The following is a 24,765-nucleotide window of genomic DNA, read 5'->3' on the forward strand; positions in this document are numbered from 1 at the left end:
GATCTATAGAATCGGGGTTTTCGACCCCGTGTGCAAGGTCCGGACGCCGCGTTTCAGGCGTCGAATCACATATCCACATCTGATCGAACCGCGTGTTGCCGCGGTTCGGGAGCGTGCTAAACCGGACGAAATGGCGTTACAACCCCTCTGATCGGCGACACAGATGAACATCCTCCTGCTCGGTTCCGGTGGCCGCGAACATGCGCTGGCGTGGAAGATCGCCGCATCCCCGCTGGTCACGAAACTCTGGTGCGCGCCGGGCAATGCCGGGATCGCGCGCGAGGCCGAATGCGTTGCGCTCGATGTCACCGACCATGCCGCGGTGATCGAGTTCTGCCGGGGCAATGCGGTCGATCTGGTGGTGGTCGGACCGGAGACGCCGCTCGCCGCCGGGATCGTCGACGACCTCGCCGCTGAAGGCATCAAGGCGTTCGGACCGAGCCGGCAGGCCGCCCAGCTCGAGGGCTCCAAGGGCTTCACCAAGGACCTGTGCAGCGAGTTCGACATTCCGACCGGTGCCTATCGCCGCTTCGACAATGCGAAGGACGCGGTGGCCTATGTCCGTGCCCAGGGCGCGCCGATCGTGGTCAAGGCCGACGGGCTTGCGGCCGGCAAGGGCGTCGTGGTGGCGCAGACGCTGCCCGAGGCCGAGGCCGCGATTGCGATGATGTTCGAGGGCGCGTTCGGCTCGGCCGGCGCCGAGGTCGTGATCGAGGAGTTCTTGTCGGGCCGCGAGATCAGCTTCTTCGCGCTGTGCGACGGCGAGACCGCAATTCCGCTGGCGTCGGCGCAGGACCACAAGCGGGTGTTCGATCACGACAAGGGGCCGAACACCGGCGGCATGGGCGCCTATTCGCCGACGCCGTTCGTGACGCCTGAGGTGCACGACCAGATCATGGCGCGGATCATCCTGCCGACGGTTGCCGGGATGAAGAGCCGCGGCACGCCGTTCAAGGGAGTGCTCTATGCCGGCGTGATGCTGACCGCGCAGGGCCCAAAACTGTTCGAGTACAATGTCCGCTTCGGCGATCCCGAGTGCCAGGTGCTGATGCTGCGGATGATGTCGGACATCGTGCCGGCGCTGCTCGCCTCGATCGACGGGCAATTGAAGAACTTCGATCTGCGCTGGTATCCGGACCCGGCGCTGACGGTGGTGATGGCGGCGAAGGGCTATCCCGGCGACTACATCAAGGGCACGCGGATCGATGGCCTCGACGCCGCCGCCAAGGTCGAGGGCGTCGAGATCTTCCACGCCGGCACGGTGGCGAAGGATGGCGCAATCATCGCCAATGGCGGCCGGGTGCTGAACGTCTGCGCGATGGGCAAGACGGTCACCGAGGCGCGCGACCGCGCCTATCAGGCGATCGATCGCATCAAATGGCCGGACGGCTTCTGCCGCCGCGACATCGCCTGGCAGGCGGTCGAGGCGGAGAAGGGTTGATCGATCCGGCCTCAGCGGCGACAATGGCGCGCCCCGGGGCCTTCGAATGACCGATTTCAGACCGCCCGAGACGCACTACGCGCAAAGCGCCGACGCGAGCATCGCCTATCAGGTGATGGGCGATGGTCCTGTCGACATCATCCTTGTCCCCGGCCTGTTCTCGCACATCGAGTTCATGCACGAGATGCCCGGCTACACCGCCGTGCTGCGCCGCCTGTCGCGCTTCGCCCGGGTCGTGACCTTCGACAAGCGCGGACAGGGATTGTCGGATCGGATGACCGGCGCGCCCTCCCTCGAGCAGCGCATGGACGACGTCCGGGCCATCATGGATGCCATCGGCTCCGCGAAGGCGGTGTTGTTCGGCTTCTCCGAGGGCTGTCCGATGAGTGTGCTGTTTGCAGCGACCTATCCGGACCGCGTTTCGCATCTCGTTCTGCTCGGCAGTTTTGCCCGCTCGAAGGATCGCCTGCCGGATGACGTGTGGCAGCTGCGCTGCGATGAGATCGTGCAGAGCTGGGGTTCTGGCGATACGGTCAAGACTGTCGCGCCGAGCCAGGCAACGAATGCGGAAGTGATCGCGCAGATCGCGAAATTCGAGCGGCTGTCGAGCAGTCCGGGAGCGTTGCGGACGCTGCTCGTTCTCAATCGCGCGATCGACGTCACGGCGATCCTGCCGATGCTCCAGACTCCGACGCTTGTCCTGCATCGGACCGGCGATGCCCGCGTTCCTGTGGCGCTCGGCCGTGCCGTCGCGCGCTCGATCCCCGGCGCGAAATACGTGGAATATCCGGGCGGCGATCACTACTATTGGGTCGGCGAGACCGACGCGATGCTCGGCGATATCGAGGAATTCGTTACCGGCCATCGCGATGGTGGTGATGCCGAGCTCGACCGTGTGCTTGCGACCGTGCTGTTTACCGATATCGTCGATTCGACCCGCAGCGCCGCCGCGATGGGTGATCATCGTTGGCGACGTCTGCTCGACGATCACGATCAACTCGCGCAGCAGGTGGTCGGCCGCCATCGCGGCCATCTGGTGAAGAGCACCGGCGACGGCATTCTGGCGACCTTCGACGGTCCCGGCCGCGCCGTACGCTGTGCGCTGGCGTTCGGCTCGGCCGCGCGGCAGATCGGCCTGCCGGTACGAGCGGGCCTGCACACCGGCGAGATCGAGGTGAGGGGGGCGGATATCGGCGGCATAACGGTCCACGCCGCGGCGCGCGTGATGTCGCAGTGCGGCTCGAACGAGGTGCTGGTGTCACGCGTGGTGACCGATCTGGTCGCGGGCGCCGGGTTGAAATTCGCCGAGCGCGGCGCGTTCGAGCTGAAGGGACTGCCCGGGACATGGGAGCTGTTTGTGGCGAGCGGCTAGGTTCGGCCCCACGCCGTCATTCCGGACGACGCGCATCGCGCGTCGATCCGGAATCTCGATGTTGTGGACACCTTCTCACCTCATCTCGAGATTCCGGGTTCGGCGCGTTGCGCCGCCCCGGAATGACGAAGTGGGCTAAAGCAAATCCCCGCCCGCCGCTGACGCTGTGGTGCCGTGCTCGCGGAACGCCTTGATGACGTTCTTGCCGATCTTCCACTTGTGCACCTCGTCGGGGCCGTCGACCAGCCGCTGCGAGCGCACCTGGGTGTACCACTTCGCCAGCGGCGTATCCTGGCTGAAGCCGAGCGCGCCGTGCAGCTGGATCGCGGTATCGATCACCTTGTGCACCATGTGGGCGTGGAAGATCTTGGCGATCGAGTTCTCCTGGCGGATGTCGAGGCCCTTCTCGGCCTTGTAGGCGATGTGCAGCAGCATCAGCCGGCCGATATAGAGCTCGCTCGCGCAGTCGGCGAGCATGAACTGCACCGCCTGGCGGTCGGCCAGCAACTGGCCGAAGGTCGAGCGTTTGGTGACATGGGCGGCCGCCATGTCGAGCGCGCGCTGCGCCTTGGCGACGTTGTGCATGCCGTGGCGCAGCCGGCCGTAGGCGAGGCGGTGCTGGCCCATGTTGAAGCCGTTGCCCTCGCCGCCGAGCAGGTTGTCGGCCGGCACCTTCAGATCCTTGATCTCGATCTCGGAGTGGCCGCCGTGGATCACGTCGTCATGCGGACCCTCGATCGCCATGTTGGCGACGTTGCGCTTGATGCGGTAGCCGGGGTTGGGCAGCTCGACGATGAAGGTCGAATATTGCTTGTGGCGCGGCGCGTTCGGATCGGTCTTCGCCATGACCAGCGCGAGGTCGGCGACGCTCGCCGACGAGGAGAACCATTTCTCGCCGTTGAGGATGTAGTTCTCGTTGCCGTCCTTCACCGCCGTGGTCTGCATGCCGGTGGCATCGGCGCCGGCGGCCTTCTCGGTCATCGAGAAGCAGATGCGCTTCTCGCCGTTCAGCAGGGGCTTGAGGAATTTTTCCTTCTGGTACTCGGTGCCATGCGCCAGGATCGTCATCATCGAGGCGTCGTCCGGCCCCTGCGTGTTCATCGAGAGCGCGCCGAGCATGCTCTCGCCGAGCTCCATCTGCACCAGGGCGTTGGCGAGCGGGCCGAGGCCCATACCGCCATACTCCTTCGGCACGAAGGGGCACCACAGGCCCTGCGCGCGGGCCTTCTTCCGCAGCGGTCCCAGCACCTCGGCAAGCGGCTTGGTGTCGAGTTCCTTTTCCGCCGGAATGCATTCGTCGTGGACGAATTTGCGAACCTTCTCGCGGATCGCCTTGGCTTCGGCGGGAATTTCGAAGTCGATCGACATGGCACTTCCTCGTTTCATGTTGTTGTTGGCAGGACTTGAGGATGGCATAAACCTCGCCAAAGCGAGCGGCAACGCCGAACAAAGTTTGAAGCAGCGCGGCCGCCCCAGGGAAGGAGCTACCGATGCCTGATCTCGCTGATCTTTTTCCCGGCTATGCGTCCGAGTGGATCAACACCTCGCAGGGCCGCATCTTCGCCCGCGTCGGCGGCAAGGGCCCGCCATTGCTGCTGCTGCACGGCTTCTCCTCGACGCATGTGATGTGGCACACGGTGGCGCCGAAACTCGACGACAGGTTCACGCTGATCATCGCCGACCTGCCGGGCTACGGCTGGTCCGACATGCCCGACAGCGACAAGGACCATACGCCCTACACCAAGCGGGCCTGGGCGAAGACCATGGTCGAGGTGATGGAGCAACTCGGGCACGTGCATTTCGCGCTCGCCGGCCACGACCGCGGCGGCCGGGTGTCGTACCGGCTCGCGCTCGATCATCCCGGCCGGCTGTCGAAGCTTGCGGTGCTCGATATCGCGCCGACCTATGATTACTGGCAGAAGCTCAATCGCCTGTCGGCGCTGAAGATCTACCACTGGGCGTTCCTGGCGCAGCCCTATCCGCTGCCGGAGACGCTGATCTCCAACAATGGCGAATTCTTCCTCAAGGAGAAGATGGCGAGCCAGACCAGGAGCAAGACGCTGGAGGCGATCGATCCGCGCGCGCTCGAGCACTACCTCGCGCCATTCCGTGATCCCGCGCGCATCCACGCGATGTGCGAGGACTATCGCGCTGGCGCCTATGCCGACTACGAGATCGACAAGGCCGATGTCGACGCCGGCAAGAAGATCACGATCCCGATGCTGGCGCTGTGGGGCGATGCCGGGGTTGCCAGCGCGGCAACAACGCCGCTCGACACCTGGAAGACCTGGGCCACCAATGTCAGCGGCGCGCCGGTGGCGTCGGGGCATTTCCTGCCCGAGGAAGCTCCGGACGCGACCGCGAAGCTGCTGCGGGAGTTTTTCGTGGCGGGATGACTCCGTTCGCGCGCCGTCATCCCCGCGCAAAGGCTTCGCCTTTGTCGCTGGAGGTGGGAGCCTCGCTCCGCTCGCACCTCAGGATGACGGGATCAACAGCTGAGAGCTTCGTAGCCCGGATGGAGCGGAGCGAAATCCGGGATCGTCTCCGCGGAGATATCCCCCGGATTCATCCGGGCTGCAGGTCGCCCGCGCTACGAATTCCTCAGCGACGCTCCCTGAAGAACTCGCGCAGCAGGCGCGCGGACTCGGTCTCGCCGACCGCGCCATAGACCTCCGGCACATGGTGGCAGGTCGGCTGCGCGAAGAACCGGACGCCTGACTCGACCGCGCCGCCCTTGGGGTCGGCGGCGCCGTAATAGAGCCGGCGGATGCGGGCAAAGGAGATCGCGCCGGCGCACATCGTGCAGGGCTCCAGCGTCACGTAGAGGTCGCAATCGACCAGCCGCTCGGTGCCGATGGCCTCGGCGGCCTGCCGGATCGCCAGGATCTCCGCATGGGCCGTCGGATCGTGGTCGGTCAGGGTGCGGTTGCCGGCGGTGGCGATCACCTCGTAGCCCCGCACGATCACGCATCCGATCGGAACCTCGCCAGCTTTTCCGGCACTTTCGGCGGTTTTTAGCGCCAAATCCATGAAAGAAGGGGCAGACATGCCTCGTATCATCGGAAGAAACCTGCTAGTAGCGTCGCCTTCAGCAGAAGTGGATGCCGGTTTTGCGCCAGTCGCGCCCAGATGGCGCGCGTATCGCCGGTTGCCCTGCGCCCCAATTGAACCTCCAGGCGAGAACATTCATGCCCCGCGACAGCGACAAAAACAACGATTCCCCGCGCGGCCGGCGGGACCGGGGGGCGCCCGGGAAGGGGCGGCCCAGTGGTTCCCGCGGATCGGACAAGCCGTTCGGCAAGCGCAGCTTCGGCGGCAAAGGTGGTGATCGCGACAAGCGCTCTTTCGGCGACAAGGGCGAGGGCCGCTCGTTCCGCCGCCGTGAGGACGGCGATGCGCCGCGCCGCGATTACGGCGACCGGCCGCGCTTCAAGCGCGACGACCGTGGCGGCGAGGGGGGCGGAAAGCGCCCGTTCAAGCCGCGCGGCGAGCGCCGCGACTTTGATGCGGGCGATCGTCCGCAGCGCGGTGGCGCGCGCTCGGAGGGCCGCTCATCCGACCGCAAGTTCGGTGAAAAGCGGTCCTATGGCGATCGCGAGAAGCGCCCCTACACGCCGCGTGGCGACCGCGACGGCGAGAAGCGGAGCTTTGCGCCGCGCGGCGATCGCGCCGAGCGCAAATTCGACGACAGGAAGTTTTCGCGCGGCGATCGTGACAAGCGCTCGTTCGGGGACAAGGGCGAAGGCCGCCCGTTCCGCCGCCGCGAGGATGGCGACGCACCGCGCCGCGATTTCGGCGATCGGCCGCGCTTCAAGCGCGACCGCGACTTCGAGGGCCGCGACCGCGGCGACGAGAAGCCCTGGCAAAAGCGGGATCGCAAACCGCGCGACGACCGCGGCGGCGACGAGCGCCCGCGCTTTTCGCGGTCGCGCGACGATCGCGGTGGCGGCGAACGTCCGCGGTTCTCGAAGTCACGCGACGACCGCGAGCAGGGTGATCGTCCGAAGTTCGGCCGGCCGCGCTGGGATCGTCATGATGAAGATGGTGGCCGCGACAATCGCCGGCGTGAGCGGCCCGAAGGCCGCACCGACTGGCAGGAGCACCCGCGCAGCGAAGGCCGCTTCTCCGACCGGCCGCGCCGCGACAATGAGGACGACAGCAAGGTCTTTGCGAAGCGCCCGGCCTTCGGCGGCCGCGGTGCCTATCGCGAACGCGCCACCGACGACCGGCGCGAGCGTCCCGAGCCGAAGCCGAAGAAGACAGGCGAACGCATCGCCAAGGTATTGGCGCGCGCCGGTCTTGCCTCGCGCCGCGATGCCGAGGAGATCGTCACGCAAGGGCGCGTCACCGTCAACGGACGCGTGATCAACTCGCCGGCGCTCGATATCACCGACAACGATGTCGTGGCCGTCGACGGCAAGCCGTTGCCGCCGCGCGAGCGGACGCGGCTGTTCATGTATCACAAGCCGCGCGGGCTGATGACGACGCATGCCGATCCCGAGGGGCGGCCGACCGTGTTCGACAATCTGCCCGAGGGCCTGCCGCGGCTGATCTCGATCGGCCGGCTGGATTTCAACACCGAGGGCCTGTTGCTGCTGACCAATGACGGCGGCCTGGCGCGGACGCTGGAGCATCCCGACACCGGATGGCTGCGCCGTTACCGCGTGCGCGCGCATGGCGAGGTGACGCAGGGCCAGCTCGACCAGCTCAAGGGCGGCGTCGAGGTCGACGGCGTCAAATACGGGCCGATCGACGCGACATTGGAACGCGACCAGAGCGCCAATGTGTGGGTGGTGTTCGCGATCCGCGAAGGCAAGAACCGCGAGGTGCGCAACGTGATGGCGCATCTCGGGCTCGAGGTGAACCGCCTGATCCGGATCTCCTACGGCCCGTTCCAGCTCGGCGAGCTCGAGGAGGGCAAGGTCGAGGAGGTCAAGACGCGGGTGCTGCGCGAGCAGCTCGGCGAGAAGATCGCCAAGATCGCGGGTGCCGACTTCACGCGGCCGGAGCAGCGTGACGCAGCCGACGGCGACGATGCGCCGGCCAGAAAGCCGAAGCCCAGCAAGCGCGAAACCATCAACGATCGCAAGGGCCGCCGCGTGCTGGTGCAGCGCGCCGGCAGCGAGGAAGCGCGTGCCCGCAATGAAGACGAGGCCAACGGCTACGGCCCGCCGCGCCGTCCCAAGCGCGGCTATCACGGCAAGCGCGATCTCAAGCCGCGGGACGAGTAACGGTCGATGCGCGTCGTCGGGGGCAGGCTGAAGGGCCGCAATCTCGCTTCGCCTGCGGGCCGCGAGATTCGTCCGACCGCGGACCGCCTGCGCGAGTCCGTGTTCAACATTCTGATCCACGCCTACGACAATCCGGTTGAGGACGCGCGCGTGCTCGATCTGTTTGCCGGCACCGGCGCGCTCGGCATCGAGGCCGTCTCGCGCGGCGCCAGGTTCACGCTGTTCGTCGACAATGGCGCCGAGGCGCGCGCGCTGCTGCGCAACAATGTCGAGTCGCTCGGCCTCGGCGGCACGACCAAGGTCTATCGCCGCGATGCCACCGATCTTGGACCGGCGCATCCGGTCGAGCCGTTCTCGCTGGTGTTTCTCGATCCGCCCTATGGCAAGGGGCTGGCCGACAAGGCGCTCGCCTCGCTGCGCGACGGCGGCTGGCTGACGCCGGGCGCGCTGCTCGTGGTGGAGGAGGCCAAGGCCGCGGCGTTCGCGGCGCCCGAGGGCTTCGAGGAGCTCGAGCGGCGCGCGTATGACGACACGGAGTTCGTGTTTCTTCGCAAGGCGTAATATTGCCGCTTGTTGTGCTGTCATCACCCGCGCATGCGGGTGATCCAGTGCGCCGCGGCTTCTCGATTGATCACGATCGCCGCGGCGTACTGGATCGCCCGGTCAAGTGTTTAGTCCGGGGACATGGCTGACACCTGTTCGGACACATCACTGACAGGTTGGCGGTTGGTCAAGTCGATTGATGCGACCTGCCAGCTGGCGAAGAAGACGCCGTAATGGCCGTCGCGATCCAGCGGCCTGATGGCAAGCCGTTCGCGCGCGAAGGCCTGTGGAACCTTCCAGAAGCGTCCCTTGAAGGAGATGTAGGGCCTCGTCGATGAGACCCTGCGCACGGTCTCGCCGCTGTCGTACTCGATTTTCGGGACGCGGGCCGGCATAGCGCGGGCACTGGGTCGGAAGCGATCGGCGGGAACGTGCATATCAAGGCCTTGGTGAGGGCGCTGCAGATTGTAGATCGGCCGCCAGGCATCCAAGGCACGCTGGACTTCCGGTAGGGTGCGGAAGCGGCGCATCGCAAAGACCTCGGCCTTCAGGGTGCGATGGAAGCGTTCGTTCTTGCCGCGGGCCTGCGGGTGGCAAGGCCTGGCATGCACCACCCTGACGCCAAGCTTGAGCAGCCAGACCTTCAATCCGGTCCAGCGAATGCCGGACGTATCGCCCCATGGTGAGCCGTTGTCGGTGTAGAAGGCCTCCGGCAAACCATAGCAGCGGAACGTCGTCGTCAAGTGATCCTGCACGGTGAAACGCTGCTCGTCGGCGCAGGCCTTCAGGCACAGGACATAGCGCGAGTGATCGTCGACGATCGTTAGCGGATGACACCGCGTTCCGTCGGCGAGCGGCAGGTGGCCCTTGAAGTCCATCTGCCACAGTAGATTGGGAGCTTCCTTCTCGAAGCGGTGCCCTGGATTTGGCGGCGCGTTCTCGCTCGGCTTGACGCGGCCGTTCCGGCACAGGATCCGGTGCACCGTCGAGGGCACAGGCACCGTCTTGCCGTCCCGCTTCAGGCAGTGGGCGATCTTGCGCGCGCCCCAGACCGGATGCTTGTCGCGCACCGCAAGCACCTGCTCCTCGATGGCAGCCTCACTGCGCTTGGGCATCGCATGCGGACGCCGGGAGCGGTCAGCCAGTTCCCGATCACCAGCCTGCCAGCGCCGCAGCCATTTGTAGCCAACGTCAGGGCTGATGTTGAACCGTTGACACAGCTCGCGCCGGTTGGCGCCTTCCTGCAATGCCAGCCGCACGAACTCGTGGCGCTGATCCATTACTGACACCTCACTCCACGGCATGGACGGCCTCCCGAATCGGACCAATCCAGCCAATGTTGATGTGTCAGCTATGTCTCCGAACACCCGTCAGTGATCTGTCCGGGCTAAACATCAAGCCGGGCGATGACACCGGAGTATGCGGTCTTATCTTCGCCCGAACAGCTTCTCGATATCGCTCAGCTTCAATTCGACATAGGTCGGGCGGCCGTGGTTGCACTGGCCGGAGTTCGGCGTGTCTTCCATCTCGCGGAGCAGTGCGTTCATCTCTTCCGGCTTGAGGCGGCGGCCGGCGCGGACCGAGCCGTGGCAGGCCATCGTGGCGGCGACGTGCATCAGCCGGCGCTCCAGCGGCAGCGCCTCGTCCCACTCGGCCATGTGCTCGGCAAGGTCGCGCAAGAGACCGGCCGCATTGGCCTTGCCGAGCAGCGAGGGCGTTTCGCGCACCGCGACCGCGCCGGGGCCGAAGGATTCGATCGCGAGCCCGAACGACGCCAGCTCCTCGGCGCGGTCGAGCAGCTTCTCGACGGTCGCCTCATCGAGCTCGACGATCTCGGGGATCAAGAGGATCTGCCGCTGCACGCCGTTCTTCGCCAGCGAGGCCTTCAGCTTCTCATAGACGATGCGCTCATGCGCCGCGTGCTGGTCGACCACGATGAGGCCGTCGCGGGTCTGCGAGACGATGTAGGTCTCGTGGATCTGGGTGCGCGCGGCGCCGAGCGGCCGGTCGAGCAGGTCTGGCGCGGGCGCGGCTTCGAAGCGCACATCGGCGGTCGGCGCGCCGACGTCGAAGGCGGCCTGTCCGGGCTCGGCGAAGGCGGGCGCCGCCGCACCGTCGAACGCGCGCAGCGGACCAGCCGGATAGGACGGCGAGCCGCGCCAGTCCCAATTGCTCGGGCGCGGCGGCGTGAAGGCGGGGCGGAAGGCCGAGAGCGCGGCGCTGTCGGCGGTATTGGCCGCGGTGCGCCTGCCTTCGCGCGCGAGGCCTTCCTTCAGGGCGTGCACGATGAGCGCGCGGACCAGGCCGGCGTTGCGGAAGCGCACCTCGGTCTTGGCCGGATGCACATTGGCGTCGACCTCTTGCGGGTCGCAGGTCACGAACAGCGCCACGACGGGATGGCGGTCGCGCGGCAGGTAGTCGGAATAGGCCGCGCGCACGGCGCCGAGGATCAGCTTGTCGCGCACCGGGCGGCCGTTGACGAACAGATATTGCCCGAGCGCATTGGCGCGGGTCAGCGACGGCGCGGCGGCAAAGCCTTCGACCACGACGCCCTCGCGCCCGGCGCGCACCTCGATCGCACTGGCACGAAAATCCGCACCCAGGATGTCGCCGAGCCGGGTCAGCCGGCCGGCCGCGCCGGGCAGCGCTGCGGCCCAGGTGACCGGCGCGCGCTCTTCGCCGGCCAGCGTGAAGGCGATGTCCGGGCGCGCCATGCCGAGGCGGCGCACCACCTCGCGGATCGCCTCCGCCTCGGTGCGGTCGGTCTTGAGGAATTTCAGCCGCGCCGGCGTTGCGTAGAAGAGTTCGTTGACCTCGACGCGGGTGCCCTGGCCAAGCGCGGCCGGCATGACCTCCGACTTCTCGCCGCCTTCGACCGACAGCGACCAGGCATGCGGCTCGCTGGCATGACGCGTCGTGATGCCGAGCTTTGCGACCGCCCCGATCGAGGGCAGCGCCTCGCCGCGGAAGCCGAGCGTGCGGATGCGCAGCAGGTCTTCGTCGTCGAGCTTGGAGGTGGCGTGACGGTCGACCGCAAGCGCGAGGTCGGCGCGGGTCATGCCGCCGCCATCGTCGGTGATACCGATCCGGCGCCGCCCGCCGCCATCGGTGAAAACGTCGATCCGGCTGGCTCCGGCGTCGATCGCGTTCTCGACCAGTTCCTTGACCACGCTCGCGGGGCGTTCGACCACTTCGCCGGCGGCGATGCGGTTGACGAGCTGTTCGGGAAGCTGGCGGACAGGCATGGATTGGACGTTCGGAGGAGCGATTCGAGGCTGGCCGTTACTATAAGTCGCCGCGCCGGCAAATGCATGGGACCGATCTGGCGGCCGCAAGCAGGTTGGGGATGATTCCGGCCTATCGCCTTGAAGACGCTTGGCTTCGGCGGCCGGCGCGTCACGCCCTACGTCCCGATTGTGGGGCCGCGCGCACAGGTATATCGTTTAGAAAAATTATAAGTTCTCGCCGGAGGAACGCCATGTGCCATCTTTTCGCGCATCAGCCGCAACGCGACTATGAATCGCAGACCCGATCGTTGCGGATCGACGGCCATTGCACCTCGATCCGGCTGGAAATGTCGTTCTGGGACACGCTGGAGGAGATCGCGGCCAAGGAAGGCATGACGCTGGCCAAGTTCCTCACCACCCTGCACAACGAGGTGCTCGATCATCACGGCGAGGTGAACAATTTCGCGTCGCTGCTGCGCTGCTCCTGCCTGATCTACCGCGCCAAGGCCAATGCTCCGGCGGTGGTCCCGGACTATCGCGGGGCGGCGGCGATCATGGATGCGGCGGAATAGATTTCGCACCGGTCCATCACGCAAAGAAGAAAGCGGCCTTGTCCAGTTGGGCAAGGCCGCTTCAGTGAGAGGGGAATTGTATTTTCTTGCTAAAGCGCAGTGGCGACCACGACGGCGCTGCGCTCCCTCGCCCCGTTCTTACGGGGAGAGGGTTGGGGTGAGGGGCCGTCTCCGCGTATCCGGTGACAGCTGCGTTTGCGGAGACTCCCCCTCACCCGGAACGCATCTAACGATGCGCTCCGACCTCTCCCCGCGCGCGGGGCGAGGTGAGGCGGAATCCGCGACTCGGTTCGAATGGTCGTCTGGTCTAGATCTCCTTGCGCTGCATCGCGCCGGCGATGTGGTCGGCCTGGCGGATCGCCAGCGACACGATCGTCAGCGTCGGGTTGCACGCTGCGCCTGACGTGAACTGGCTGCCGTCGGAAACGAACAGGTTCTTGATGTCGTGGGTCTGGCCGAACTTGTTGACCACGCCGTCGCGCGGCTTCTCGCTCATCCGGTTGGTGCCCATGTTGTGGGTCGAGGGATAGGGCGGCGTCGGATAGGTGACGATGGCACCGACCGCCTCATAGACCGCGGAGCCCTGCTTGTAGGCATGGTCGCGCATCGCGACGTCGTTCGGATGATCGTCGAAATGCACGCTGGCGACCGGCATGCCGAACTTGTCCTTGATCTTCGGATCCAGCGTGATGCGGTTGGTCTCCTGCGGCATGTCCTCGCCGACCAGCCACATGCCGGCCATCCGCGGATAGCCCTCGATCGCGCTGGTGAAGCTGCGTCCCCAGGCGCCGGGATTGAGGAACGCGGCCATGAAGGGCAGGCCGAGCGACAGCGTCTCCATCTCGTAGCCGCCGACGAAGCCGCGCTTCGGATCGTTCTTGGCCTCGTCGCGGATAATGCCGGCCATCGTGGTGCCGCGATACATGTGCACCGATTTCTCGAAGCCCGCATACACGCTGCCGGTCATGTGCCGCATGTAGTTGCGGCCGACCTGGCCGGATGAATTGGCGAGCCCGTCCGGGAACATGCTGGAGGCGCTGTTGAGCAGCAGCCGCGGGCTCTCGATCGAGTTGCCGGCGACGGCGACGACGCGGGCCTTCTGGCGCTGCATCGCGCCCGTCGCATCGGCGTAGACCACGCCGGTGACCTTGCCGGACTGGTCGTGCTCGATCTTGATCACCATGCTGCCGGGGCGCACTTCGAGATTGCCGGTGGCTTCGCCCTTCGGGATCTCGGTGTAGAGCGTCGACCATTTGGCGCCCGACTTGCAGCCCTGGAAGCAGAAGCCGATCTGCTGGCAGGAGCCGCGGCCGTCGCGCGGCTCGCTGTTGATCGCCATCCGCCCGGTGTGCACCTCCTTGTAGCCGAGCTTCCTCGCGCCGGCTTCCATCACCTTGAAGTTATTGTTGCCGGGCAGCCCTGGGATGCCGTTGGTGCGGGTGACGCCCATCTTGTCCTCGGCCTTGGCGTACCACGGCTCCATCTCGGCGAGCGTGATCGGCCAGTCGATCAGGTTGGCGCCGGGAATGGTGCCATAGGCCGACTTGATCTTGAACTCGTGCTCGTCGAAGCGCAGCGAGGCGCCCGCCCAGTGCGTGGTCGAGCCGCCGACCGCCTTCACGATCCAGGCCGGCAGGCCCGGAAAGTCCTGGTGGACGCGCCAGCTGCCCGAGGTCGAGCGCGCGTCGGACCAGGCGAGCTGGGTAAAACTATCCCATTCATCGTTGATGAAGTCCTGGTTCTCGATGCGCGGGCCGGCCTCGAGGATCACGACCTTGACGCCCTTCTGCGCCAGTTCATTGCCGAGCGTTCCGCCGCCGGCACCGGAGCCGACGATCACCACAACGCCACTGTCATTCAGATCGAATTTTGCCATTGTTTCCTCCCGACCCGTTAGACCTTCGGCAGCCAGTCGATATCGGCGAAGCCGCGCTTGATGTAGCCGCCATGCTCGGCTGAGGAGCCCTCGTAGCCGAACCGCGGCCACACCTCCTTGTTGTTGTAGATGGAGACGATGAGATCGCCGCGGATCTTCTGGAAGAACGCGCTTTGCTCGATCTGTTGCAGCAGCGCGACGCGATCGTTTTCCCAGGCGACCTGGACATAAGGCATCTTGTGGCGGTCGTTGGCCGCCTGATCGAGCCTCGTGACGCCGTCATTGATCAGCGACTTGACCGCCGGATCCTTCGCGGCCTTCTCGTCATACGGCTTGACCGCTGCTATGTAGTAGCTGTCGCCGAGGAAATCGTGCGGATAGATGTCGCGCGCCATCTTGAGCAGCGTCTTCATCGTGGCCGGCGTCAGCGTCGTGGCGCCTTCGGCCCACGCATCGGTGATGCCGAGCCCCGTCGAGGTCGCAATCGCGACTGCGGGTGCGGTCACGGCCGCGCCTTTGAGAAAGACACGCCGGTCATATTTGCTGCGTCGATCGATTTCTCTCATGGGTTCCTCCGTCAATTTTTATTTGTGCAATTGCCTTGTTGTCTGAGCATGCTCTAGCCGAAGCGCCCGCCGCGCTGGATCACCTCGATCTTGTAGCCGTCGGGATCGGAGACGAAGAAGAAGCGCGCCAGCGTCTTGCCGTCGTGCTTGAAGTCGCGCAGCGGCCCGGGCGACAGTTTCTCCTTCTCGAAGCGCGCGTGCTCGGCATCGACGTCATCGACGATGACGGCGAGATGGCCGTAGCCGTCGCCGAGCGTGTAGGGCTCCTTGCGATCGAAGTTGACCGTGAGCTCGACCTCGAAGGGCGAGGAGGGATGGCGCAGATAGATCAGCGCGAAATCGGGAAATCTCAGATTGTCCGCGATCTCCAGGCCAAACGCGCGCTGGTAGAAGTCGAGCGCTTTTCCTTCGTCAAACACTCGGATCATCGAATGCACGGGTTTCGCCATTCAGTTCAGCTCCTTCAGATAGGCGATGATCATGGCGCGGGTTTCCGGCTTGGCCTGCCGATAGGCCATTACGGAGCCCGGGATCACCTCCTGCGGATTGGTCAGCCAGGCATCGAGCCTGGCGTCGTCCCAGACGAAATCGGCCTTGCCGAAGCCCGCGGAATATTTGAAGCCGTCGGCCTTGCCGGCGTGACGGCCGACGACCTTGTAGAGCGACGGTCCCTGCCGGACGGCATCCGACATGTTGGTGGTGTGGCAGGTCGCGCATTGCTGCTTGAACAGCGTCGCCCCATCGGGCGGCTTGGCGGCGGGCAAGGGCATCTGCGCGCCGGCCATTTGCACTGCAAGCATTGCGCTGCAAAATCCCAGCCCCAACGTCCACCTTGCGCGCAGCTTTGTCATCTACATCACCGCCTCTGTGCGGTGACTGTAGGAGGCTGAAATCCGCCGTTGGTAGTAGCGGGCTGTTTCACAGCAGAACAAAGCTGGGCGGTGATCTGGCGCGGAACCGGTGGTTGCCGCATATGCGGACGACAATTTCGCAAAATGACCGCGAAATCCCTGCACGATCACCACACGACGCAGCTTGCATCTCGCGTGCGCCGTTTGCGGAAAATGCAGTCTTGCGCGATGGGGTTCAGGGTCGGCGCTGCAAACGGCGCACCACCTGCGCCGCTCCTCCATCGTCAATTAAAGTCCCAGGAGAAATGGATGACGTTTGCAAAAACCAGCGTGCTCGCCCTTGCCATCTCGGCCGCGATGGCCGGCCCCGTCCTGGCACAGGGAACGACTGCACCGGATACCCGCGGCGGTGCACAGGGCAGAGGTACCATGCAGCAGGGCGGCGGCATGTCCGGCAGCGGCGATGAGGAAATGACGGCGCAACCTGGCGCGACGACGCAGAAGAGCGGCGCCGCCGCCAAGTCGGGCAGCAAGGGAACGGTCGGCAGCGGACGCACGGCACCGAAGTCGGGCGGTTCCGAGATGGCGCCCGCAACCAAGAAGTACTGAAGCACGAGGGCCTTCGCGGTTCTGATCAATCGGAACCAAGGCTCAGGCTTCTTGTTCTGACGCGTTCCTTCGCGCGAACCGACATCCGCTTCGCGCGAAAACGCTTCTGGTTACGCTGACCGGATCCCGGATGCAGTGCCGCGTGCGCTGCGTCCGGCGTTCCCTGGAGCATGATCCGGAAAAGTGGAAACCGGTTTTCCGAAAAGATCATGCTCAAACAAGGAGATGAGATCATGATGCGATTCCGTGGAAACGCATTATGATCTAATCGTCGAAACGGCGGGCGCCGCGCCCCGCCTTGATGTCGCTGCGGCGCTTCTTGCCCTCGAGCCGGCGCTGCTTGGAGCCGAGCGTCGGCTTGGTCGGCCGCCGCGGTGTCGGCCGCATCATCGCCTCCCTCAACATCTCGAGCAGCCGCTCGATCGCATCGGCGCGATTGCGTTCCTGGGTGCGAAAGCGGAAGGCGTGGATCACGATCACGCCATCCTTGGTCATGCGGCTGCCGGCGAGCCGCGCCAGCCGCTGCGCGGCGTCCGCCGGCAACGCAATCTTGTTGGTATCGAAGCGAAGCTGCGCTGCGGTCGAGACCTTGTTGACATTCTGTCCGCCCGGGCCGGAGGCGCGGACAAAGACGATCTCAATGTCGTTCTCATCGATCGCAAGGTCGCGGGACACCCGCAGCATGACATCACCCGTGGAGGGAAGAATCGGCAGGCCGCAGGATAGCGGGTTTGGGTCTGCTTGGGTGGTGTTGATGCAGTGGTTGTTACGTCGGCGTCCGAGTGCGCGGCTCCCCCTTCTCCCCCCTTGCGGGGGCCGAGGCGAGCGAAGCTCGCTCTCGGGGTTGGAGAGGGAAGGTGGCCCGCCGAAACGCGTCAGTTCGCCTTCGGCGGCGCCGACACCGGCTGCGCCGCGGCTTGCGGGGCGCGGCCGACGATTGCGGTGAGTAGGCCGTTGCCCCAGAGCTTTTTGGCGACCCGCTTGGCATCGTCGAGCGTCACCGCGTCGACGATGGCGTTGCGCTTCTCGATGTAATCGATCGGCAGCTTGTCGAGCTGGTATTGCAGCATCGCCTGCGCGAGCTTGGAGGAGGTGTCGAGCGCCAGCATCTGCGAGCCCTTCAGGTAGGACTTCGCCTCGTCAAGCTCCTTCTGCGTCGGACCTTCCTCGGCGATGCGGCGCACTTCCGCTTCGATCGCATCGACGGTCTCGCCGGCGCGATCGGCGCGGGTGCCGGTGTTGCCGATGAACAGCGAGGAGTGATCCATCCAGACCAGCGCTTCATAGATCGAGTAGGCCAGCCCGCGCTTCTCGCGCACTTCCTTGTAGAGCCGCGACGACAATCCGCCGCCGCCGAGAATGTGGTTCACCACATAGGCCGCCATGAAGTCCGGGTCATGCCTGGCAATGCCGGGGCCGCCGAAGGTGACGACGGTCTGCGGCACGTCGAGCGGGACGAAGGCGCGCTGCGGCGGCCTGGTCGCCACGACGTCGGGGACGGGCGTCAATTCGGCTTTCGCCGGCAGGCCACCAAAGGTCTTGTCCAGCAGCTTGCCGAGCGTATCGGGATCGACGTCGCCGACCACGGCAACGCGCAGCGTATCCTTGGCGATGATGCGGCGGGTATAGTCCTTGAGATCCGGGATCTGGATGGTCGGCACGCTGTCGAGCGTGCCGGTGGCCGTCCTGGCATAGGGATGATCGCCGAATGCGAGCTCGAGGAACTTGCGGCCGGCGAGCGAGGACGGATTGGTCGATTCGCGGCGCAGATTGGCGATCACCTGGGCGCGGATCCGTTCGACGTCCTTCGGCTCGAAGTGCGGCGAGGTCAGCGCCATCCGCAACAGGTCGTAGGCTTCGTCCTTGTTGTCCTTGAGCATGCGCAGCGAGCCGCGGAATTGATCGCGGTTCGACTGGAAGCTGAGCTCGATGGCGCGGCGCTCGAGCCGCTCATGATAGGTCTTGGAATCGAGATCGCCGGAACCCTCGTCGAGCAGGTCGGCGACCAGATTGCCGACGCCGGGCTTGCCGGGCGGATCCTGGCTGGCGCCGCCGCTGAAGGCATATTCCATTGCGATCAGCGGCACGGTCGCGTCCTGCACGAACCACGCCTCGATGCCGCCGGGCGATACCAGCCGCTGGATCTTGGCCGCAGCCTGCGAGGGCGCCGACGTCAGCGTCAGCAGCGCGGTGCAGGCGCCGCCGATCAGCGCCGCACGGCGGGTGAGGGAATAGATCACGAGCGCTTCTCCTCGCGTTTCGGCGCAGTATCCTTGATCAGATAGCCGGTCACCGACCGCTTCTTGTCGAGCCAGCTGGCGGCAGCAGTGCGCACCTGCTCGGCAGTGACGGCGCGGATGCGATCCGGCCAGCTGCGGATATCCTCGATGCTGAGCCCGGTGGTCAGCGCGCCGCCATACCAGCGTGCCAGTGTCGCCTGGTTATCCTGGGCGTAGATCGCCTCCGCGATGAGCTGGGTCTTGACCCGTTCGAGATCCTCGGCGCGCGCCGGGTTCTGCGCGAGGTCGGCGATCACCTTGTCGATCGCGTCCTCGATCTGCGCGAACTCGACGCCGGGTTTCGGCGTCACCGAGATCGAGAATTGCGACGGATCGAGCGAGGTGCCCTGGTAGCCGGCGCCGGCCGAGATCGCGAGGCCCTTGTCGATCACCAGCGAGCGATAGAGATAGGAATTGGCGCCGCCGCCCATCAACTGCGCGAGCACATCGAGCGCCTGGCTCTCGCCCGCTGCCGCCGTCGTCGCCGACGGCACCAGGTAATAGCGGCGCAGGCTCGGCTGCTCGACGCGCGGATCCGACAGCGTCACGGTGCGCGGCGCGGCCGGTGTCGGCTCCTGCGGCCTGACCCGCTTCTCGGGGATCGCATGCTGCGCCGGGATCGGGCCGAAGTTCTTCTCGACCAGCGGGCGGATATCCTTGACGTCGACGTCGCCGGCAATGACCAGGATGGCGTTGTTCGGCGCGTAGAAGCGCCGGTAGAAGGCGAGCGCATCCTCGCGGTCGAGCTTCTCGATCTCCTGATGCCAGCCGATCACCGGCCGGCCATAGGGATGGTTGAGATAAAGCGCGGCCATGATCTGCTCGGTCAGCCTTGCATCCGGGTTGTTGGCAACCCGCATGTTGAACTCCTCCAGCACGACATCGCGCTCCGGCAGCACGTTCTCGTCCTTGAGGATCAGGCCGGTCATGCGGTCGGCCTCGAACTCCATCATGGTGGGCAGCTGCTCGCGCGGCACGCGCTGGAAGTAGCCGGTGTAGTCGACCGAGGTGAAGGCGTTCTCATTGCCGCCGACGCGCAGCACGGTCTGCGAGAACTCGCCCGCCGGATGCTTGGCGGTGCCCTTGAACATCAGATGCTCGAGGAAATGCGCGAGGCCCGATTTGCCGGGCGTCTCGTCGGCCGAGCCGACCTTGTACCAGATCATCTGCGTGACCACGGGCGTGCGGTGGTCGGGGATCACCACGACCTGCAGGCCGTTGTCGAGCGTGAAACTGGCGGGGCGTTCCGAGGTGACGGTGGTCTGGGCGCGGAGGCTGGCACCCGGCAGCGGGATGGTGGAAACGAATGCGGCAGCGAACAGGGCGATCGATCGGCGAGAGCGCATCATGGTCCTTATGAAAGCCCGGACACCGGCCGGGGCGCGAAAGCAAGCCATCGTACGCGGTCGTTCCCGTGCCGATGGTCACGAAGCGGAGAGACACCCGCCGCCCCGCATTAAGCTTTGCTCATGTCAGCCTTCGCCCGCGGAGGCCAGGCGATCACTGCACCGGTTTTCCGGTCATGACGTCGTACTGGCCTTCTTTCGCCTTCGGCGCCTGCGGGCCGGTGCCGTAGGCATAGCCCCCGGACGGCGTCTGGTAGCCCGGCGGCGGCTCGGTCAGGGATTCGCGCGTCGGCTCACCCTTGAACGGTTTGGACTCGCTGCTGTTCCCCTTGAACATGCCAAGCAGGCCGCCGTTGTAACCGAGCTGGCTCGGCATCAGCGATGGATTGGTGCTCACGCCGGGCTCCAGCGGCTCCTTGCGCCCGTCGGTGGCGGTCTGCTGCTTGCGGCCCGCCTCGATCTCGGCCGGCGTCAACGCCACCGCCGACTGCCAGGGCTCCTTCTTGACTTCCTTCTTGCGCGCCGCGATCGCAGCCTTGCGCGCCGCAATATCAGGGTCCTTCGGCCAGTTCGGCGCGTTGACCTGGGCGGTCGACGCCGGCGGGGGCAAATCCAGCTTCGGCGGCACCACCAGCGGCGAGCGCTCGCGGTAGTCGATGCCCTTGCTGGCCGCGCTCTTGGCGCCGAGCCCGGTCATCAGATTGTCGACGATCCGCTCTTCGAAGGTCAGGCCGTCGTCGCCGTCATCTTCATCGTCGCCGGCGCGCACCGGGCCGGCCGTCATGACAAGGCCGATCCCGGCTGCGACGAACGCCAGGCGCAGGCCGCGCATCAGCGACAGCCGGGACGTCTCGATCAGGTAACCGCGGGCTTTGGTGTTGCGCATTGCGCCATTCCCATCTCAAAATTCGCCAAAGCGATCACTGGCTTAGGCCACAGTTCCGCTTGATACAGGTGTGGGCCGCTGACCGGCTCGTATCGGCCGGGATCAGGGCGCTTTTACGGCGGGGGTCCCCACCACGGAATCATACAATAGGGCTGCCACGCCAGCAACGATGGCTACATCGGCAAGGTTGAAGATGTACCAATTGAAGGTTTTTCCCCCGATCTCGGCATGAAGCAGGGCAAAATCGACCACCGCGCCATAGGCAAAGCGGTCGATGCCGTTCCCGATGGCACCGCCGATGATCAGGCCGAGCGACACCGTCGCGAGCCAGGTCCGCGACCGCGCCATCCAGATCGCCAGCGCGATCACGGCCGCGGCCTTGATCACCATCAGCAGGATCTGGGCCGCCGGGGTCTCGCTCTGGAACCAGCCGAAACTGATCCCCGGATTCCAGGCGAGCACCAGGTCGAAGAACGGCGTCACCCGCACCGGGGCGTGATGCACGATGTCGAGGACGTGGAGCAGCCAGAGCTTGGAGGCCTGGTCGGCGATCAGGGTGATGATCGCCGTGATCACGCCGGTGCGGAGGGGAGGGCTCATTGCCAGCCCACCAAAGGTGTCGTCCCTGCGAAAGCAGGGACCCATACCCCGTGTCGGGTGTTGCTTGAATGACTCGGAGTCATCAACCTCAGTCCATTCCAGGCAGTGGTGGTTATGGGTCCCTGCTTTCGCAGGGACGACAGCGGACGTTAGACGCTGCCCCCCAGCGCCTTCCATTCGCGCAGCGCTTGCGCGTCGCGCGGCGAGACGTCGGGATATTCGCCGTCCTCGCCCACCGTCGGCAGGATCTTCCACGAACGGGCGCATTTGGTGCCGACCGCCTTCTCGACCACGACGGCAACGCCAGGCACGGCGTCGAGGCGGAAGGCGTTCGCCGGCGCCTCGCCCTCGCGCACCTCGTAGTTCGAGGTGATGCAGACTTCGGCAAGATCGATATCGAACAGCGTGGCCAGCATCTCCCTGTCAGCGACGTAGATCACCGGCGATGCCTCGAGCGAGGAGCCGATCCGCTTGGCGGCGCGTTCGAGTTCGAGCGCGCCGGTGACGACGCGGCGGACGTTGCGGACCGTCTCCCACTTCGCGGCAAGCGCGTCGTCTTGGAACTGCTCGAGACCTTCGGGAAACAGAGTCAGATGCACCGAAGGCTCGGCGTTCGGCCGATACATCCGCCAGGCTTCGTCGGTGGTGAAGCTGAGGATCGGCGCCAGCCATTTCAGGATCGCGTCGCAGAGCAGATCGATCGTGGTCAGCGCCGCCTTGCGCGCCACCGAGGACGGCGGATCGCAATACAGCGTGTCCTTGCGGATGTCGAAGTAGAACGCCGACAGCTCGGAGTTCATGAAGGCCGCGAGGCTTGCGACCACGGTCTTGTAGTCGAAGTCGGCATAGGCCTTGCGGATGGTCTCGGTGTGGCCGGCGAGCTCGTGCAGCATCAGCCGCTCGAGTTCGGGCATCTCGGCAAAGGCGACCTTCTCGCTCGGCTTGAAATGATGCAGCGTGCCGAGCATCCAGCGGATCGAGTTGCGCAGCTTGCGGTAGGTCTCGATGGTGTTCTTGAGGATCTCCGGGCCGATGCGCTGGTCGTCGGCATAGTCGGTGGCGCAGACCCACAGGCGCAGGATGTCCGCGCCGGAATCCTTGATCACCTTCTGCGGCTCGACGGTGTTGCCGAGCGACTTCGACATCTTGCGGCCGTTCTCGTCGAGCGTGAAGCCGTGGGTCAGCACGATGTCATAAGGCGCGCGGCCGCGCGTGCCGGCGCTTTCCAGCAGCGACGAGTGGAACCAGCCGCGATGCTGGTCGCTGCCTTCGAGATACATCACGGTGTCGTTGCCGCCATCGACCTTGCGGACGATGTTGCCGAGCTGCGGGAAGTTCTGGCGGTCTTCCAGCACGAAGGCGTGCGTGGAGCCGGAATCGAACCAGACGTCGCAGATGTCGTCGACCTTCTTCCAGTTCTCGGACGCGCGGCTGCCAAGGAAGCGCTCGCGGGCGCCGTCCATGTACCAGGCGTCGGCGCCTTCCTCCATGAACGCCTCGGTGATGCGCTGGTTGACGACCTCGTCCTGCAGGATCTCGGCCGAGCCGTCGCTGTTCTCCCTCACGAACACGGCGATCGGCACGCCCCAGGCGCGCTGCCGCGAGATCACCCAGTCGGGACGGTTGGCGATCATGCCGTTGATGCGGTTCTCGCCGGCCGGCGGCACCCATTGCGTGACCGAGATCGCGTGCAGCGCGCGGGCGCGCAGCGTGTCGCCCTTCCTGGCATGGCCGTTCTCGGCGATGGGCTTGTCCATCGCGATGAACCATTGCGGCGTGTTGCGGAAGATCACCGGCTTCTTGGAGCGCCAGGAGTGCGGATACTGGTGCTTGAGGCGGCCGCGCGCGAGCAGCCTGCCGGCCTCGATCAGCGCCTTGATCACGGCCTCGTTGGCATCGCCCTTCTCGCCCTTGTCGTTGAGCACGCGTTTGCCGGTGAAGCCCGGAGCCTGCGCGGTGTAGGCGCCGTTCTCGTCGACCGTATACGGGATCGCCGTCGGGATGCCGCGCGCATCGAGCTCGCGGGTGTTGGCCGTCCAGACGTCGAAGTCCTCGCGGCCGTGGCTCGGCGCGGTGTGCACGAAGCCGGTGCCGGTGTCGTCGGTGACATGCTCGCCGGCCAGCAGCGGCACGATGAATTCGTAGCCGCCACCGAAGCCGCGCAGCGGATGGGCGCATTCCACGGCGTCCAGCGTGTCGCCGGGAATATCGCGGACCTTCTCATAGGACGTGACGCGGGCCTGCTTGAACACCTCGGCGGCAAGCGCGTCGGCCAGGATCAGGAGATCGCCGGTCTTGGCCCAATTGTCCGCCGGCGCATCCGTCACCTTGTAGAGGCCATAGGCGATCTTCGGCGAAAACGAGATGGCGCGGTTGCCGGGCAGCGTCCACGGCGTGGTGGTCCAGATCACGACCGAGGCATTGGCCAGCGCGCCATGCGCCGGCGAGGTGACCGGGAATTTCACCCACACCATGTCGGAGGTGTAGTCCTCGTATTCGACCTCTGCTTCGGCCAGCGCGGTCTTCTCGACCACGCTCCACATCACCGGCTTGGAGCCGCGATAGAGCGTCCCGTTGGCGGCGAACTTCATCAGCTCGCGGGCGATCTGGGCCTCCGCCGGATAGCTCATCGTCTGGTAGGGATGATCCCAGTCGCCGATGATGCCGAGCCGCTTGAACTCCTCGCGCTGCACGTTGATCCAGTGCGTCGCATAGGCACGGCACTCCTTGCGGAACGCGACCATCGCCGCCGAGTCGCGGAAGTCGGGCTTCTGCTTGCCCTTGGAGCGGTAGTTCTCCTCCTCGATCTTCCATTCGATCGGCAGGCCGTGGCAGTCCCAGCCCGGCACGTAGTTGGAGTCGAAGCCGAGCATCTGCTGGCTCTTGGTCACGACGTCCTTGAGGATCTTGTTCAGCGCGTGCCCGATATGGATGTTGCCGTTGGCGTAGGGCGGGCCGTCATGCAGCACGAATTTGGCGCGGCCCTCGGCTTCCCGGCGGAGCTTGTCGTAGAGGCCGATGTCGTTCCAGTATTTCAGGATTTCCGGCTCGCGCTGGGGCAGGCCGGCGCGCATCGGGAAATCCGTCTGCGGCAGGTAAAGGGTCTTGGAATAGTCCCTAACGTCAGTCTTTTGGGCGTCGGTCTTTTGCGGCTTGTCGGACATGAAAGCTCTGATTTGGCAGGTGCGGGCGCGGATACGCGATCAATCGCGGGTGAAACGACGAAGTCCCGGTCTTGCGCCGAGCCTTCAGGCTCAGGCGGAAGCCGGGCCGCTAATCCGTATGATGCGCCGCGAAAACATGGGGTTTCCATAGCAGCCGGACGGGGAAATCGCAAAGCCCCCGGTGGCTCGCAGGGCCGCGCAT

21 protein-coding genes are annotated in these 24,765 nt (G+C 65.7%); 7 read left to right on the forward strand and 14 right to left on the reverse strand.

What is annotated here, in order from left to right:
- The first annotated feature begins 163 nt into the window (after positions 1–163).
- Complete coding sequence (purD, locus tag ACVMB1_RS40365; protein ID WP_057016645.1) at positions 164–1,441, forward strand: phosphoribosylamine--glycine ligase; 1,278 nt, start codon at positions 164–166, stop codon at positions 1,439–1,441.
- A 46-nt stretch (positions 1,442–1,487) separates the two neighbouring features.
- Entirely contained in the window at positions 1,488–2,813 is a 1,326-nt protein-coding gene (locus ACVMB1_RS40370) for an adenylate/guanylate cyclase domain-containing protein (protein ID WP_076825570.1), read from the forward strand.
- 135 nt (positions 2,814–2,948) lie between these two features.
- Here ACVMB1_RS40370 and ACVMB1_RS40375 read toward each other — a convergent pair whose 3' ends face one another.
- Positions 2,949–4,181 carry an acyl-CoA dehydrogenase family protein gene (locus ACVMB1_RS40375; RefSeq protein ID WP_038388024.1) on the reverse strand — a complete coding sequence of 411 codons (1,233 nt, stop codon included), beginning with the start codon at positions 4,179–4,181 and terminating at the stop codon, positions 2,949–2,951.
- A 122-nt stretch (positions 4,182–4,303) separates the two neighbouring features.
- Here ACVMB1_RS40375 and ACVMB1_RS40380 point away from each other — a divergent pair, with 122 nt between their 5' ends.
- Positions 4,304–5,209: an alpha/beta fold hydrolase gene (locus ACVMB1_RS40380; protein WP_076825569.1), complete on the forward strand. Its 906-nt coding sequence runs from the start codon at positions 4,304–4,306 to the stop codon at positions 5,207–5,209.
- Between the two features lie 205 nt (positions 5,210–5,414).
- Here ACVMB1_RS40380 and ACVMB1_RS40385 read toward each other — a convergent pair whose 3' ends face one another.
- Entirely contained in the window at positions 5,415–5,861 is a 447-nt protein-coding gene (locus ACVMB1_RS40385; protein WP_225163883.1) for a nucleoside deaminase, read from the reverse strand.
- 140 nt (positions 5,862–6,001) lie between these two features.
- Between ACVMB1_RS40385 and ACVMB1_RS40390 the strand changes: the two genes are divergently transcribed.
- Positions 6,002–8,044, forward strand: coding sequence for a pseudouridine synthase (locus ACVMB1_RS40390; RefSeq protein ID WP_456849743.1), 2,043 nt, complete (start codon positions 6,002–6,004; stop codon positions 8,042–8,044).
- Positions 8,045–8,050: 6 nt separating this feature from the next.
- The gene (rsmD, locus tag ACVMB1_RS40395) at positions 8,051–8,605 is read left to right on the forward strand and encodes a 16S rRNA (guanine(966)-N(2))-methyltransferase RsmD (RefSeq protein ID WP_076825565.1); all 555 of its coding nucleotides are present in this window, start codon (positions 8,051–8,053) and stop codon (positions 8,603–8,605) included.
- 110 nt (positions 8,606–8,715) lie between these two features.
- On the opposite strand, the gene ACVMB1_RS40400 is transcribed toward rsmD, so the two are convergent.
- Together ACVMB1_RS40400 and mutL are read right to left on the reverse strand one after the other, a co-directional pair.
- The gene (locus ACVMB1_RS40400) at positions 8,716–9,891 is read right to left on the reverse strand and encodes an IS481 family transposase (RefSeq protein ID WP_057015551.1); all 1,176 of its coding nucleotides are present in this window, start codon (positions 9,889–9,891) and stop codon (positions 8,716–8,718) included.
- Between the two features lie 123 nt (positions 9,892–10,014).
- Positions 10,015–11,832, reverse strand: a complete 1,818-nt coding sequence (mutL, locus tag ACVMB1_RS40405) for a DNA mismatch repair endonuclease MutL (RefSeq protein WP_076825563.1) — start codon at positions 11,830–11,832, stop codon at positions 10,015–10,017.
- A 233-nt stretch (positions 11,833–12,065) separates the two neighbouring features.
- Between mutL and ACVMB1_RS40410 the strand changes: the two genes are divergently transcribed.
- Positions 12,066–12,386, forward strand: coding sequence for a ribbon-helix-helix domain-containing protein (locus tag ACVMB1_RS40410; RefSeq protein ID WP_016848007.1), 321 nt, complete (start codon positions 12,066–12,068; stop codon positions 12,384–12,386).
- A 307-nt stretch (positions 12,387–12,693) separates the two neighbouring features.
- Here the strand turns inward: ACVMB1_RS40410 and ACVMB1_RS40415 are convergent, their stop codons facing one another.
- From ACVMB1_RS40415 to ACVMB1_RS40430, 4 genes are read right to left on the reverse strand one after another with little or no spacing between them, the layout of a single operon-like run.
- On the reverse strand, positions 12,694–14,262 hold the full coding sequence (locus tag ACVMB1_RS40415) for a GMC family oxidoreductase (protein ID WP_076825561.1): 1,569 nt from the start codon (positions 14,260–14,262) through the stop codon (positions 12,694–12,696).
- A gap of 17 nt (positions 14,263–14,279) precedes the next feature.
- Positions 14,280–14,828 (reverse strand): Twin-arginine translocation pathway signal, encoded by a 549-nt coding sequence (locus ACVMB1_RS40420; protein ID WP_076825559.1) that lies wholly within the window; start codon positions 14,826–14,828, stop codon positions 14,280–14,282.
- A gap of 53 nt (positions 14,829–14,881) precedes the next feature.
- Positions 14,882–15,277 (reverse strand): VOC family protein, encoded by a 396-nt coding sequence (locus ACVMB1_RS40425; RefSeq protein ID WP_057016635.1) that lies wholly within the window; start codon positions 15,275–15,277, stop codon positions 14,882–14,884.
- Entirely contained in the window at positions 15,278–15,598 is a 321-nt protein-coding gene (locus ACVMB1_RS40430; protein WP_076825591.1) for a c-type cytochrome, read from the reverse strand.
- A gap of 390 nt (positions 15,599–15,988) precedes the next feature.
- On the opposite strand from ACVMB1_RS40430, the gene ACVMB1_RS40435 reads away from it, so the two are divergent.
- Complete coding sequence (locus ACVMB1_RS40435; protein WP_057016634.1) at positions 15,989–16,288, forward strand: hypothetical protein; 300 nt, start codon at positions 15,989–15,991, stop codon at positions 16,286–16,288.
- A gap of 264 nt (positions 16,289–16,552) precedes the next feature.
- On the opposite strand, the gene arfB is transcribed toward ACVMB1_RS40435, so the two are convergent.
- The 6 genes from arfB to ileS all read right to left on the reverse strand — a co-directional run bounded on the left by arfB (position 16,553) and on the right by ileS (position 24,563).
- Positions 16,553–16,972 carry an alternative ribosome rescue aminoacyl-tRNA hydrolase ArfB gene (arfB, locus tag ACVMB1_RS40440; RefSeq protein WP_076825557.1) on the reverse strand — a complete coding sequence of 140 codons (420 nt, stop codon included), beginning with the start codon at positions 16,970–16,972 and terminating at the stop codon, positions 16,553–16,555.
- Positions 16,973–17,163: 191 nt separating this feature from the next.
- Positions 17,164–18,528: a M16 family metallopeptidase gene (locus tag ACVMB1_RS40445; RefSeq protein ID WP_194295319.1), complete on the reverse strand. Its 1,365-nt coding sequence runs from the start codon at positions 18,526–18,528 to the stop codon at positions 17,164–17,166.
- Positions 18,525–19,916, reverse strand: coding sequence for a M16 family metallopeptidase (locus ACVMB1_RS40450; protein ID WP_194295318.1), 1,392 nt, complete (start codon positions 19,914–19,916; stop codon positions 18,525–18,527). The genes ACVMB1_RS40445 and ACVMB1_RS40450 overlap by 4 nt, the downstream gene beginning before the upstream one ends.
- Positions 19,917–20,067: 151 nt before the next feature.
- A complete protein-coding gene (locus ACVMB1_RS40455) occupies positions 20,068–20,799 on the reverse strand; it encodes a hypothetical protein (RefSeq protein ID WP_076825555.1) in 732 nt (243 codons plus the stop codon).
- Positions 20,800–20,901: 102 nt separating this feature from the next.
- Positions 20,902–21,399, reverse strand: a complete 498-nt coding sequence (gene lspA / locus ACVMB1_RS40460; protein ID WP_057016631.1) for a signal peptidase II — start codon at positions 21,397–21,399, stop codon at positions 20,902–20,904.
- 149 nt (positions 21,400–21,548) lie between these two features.
- Positions 21,549–24,563, reverse strand: a complete 3,015-nt coding sequence (gene ileS / locus ACVMB1_RS40465; RefSeq protein WP_076825553.1) for an isoleucine--tRNA ligase — start codon at positions 24,561–24,563, stop codon at positions 21,549–21,551.
- Positions 24,564–24,765: the final 202 nt, after the last annotated feature.

It is taken from the genome of Bradyrhizobium sp. USDA 4504, from assembly GCF_054063995.1.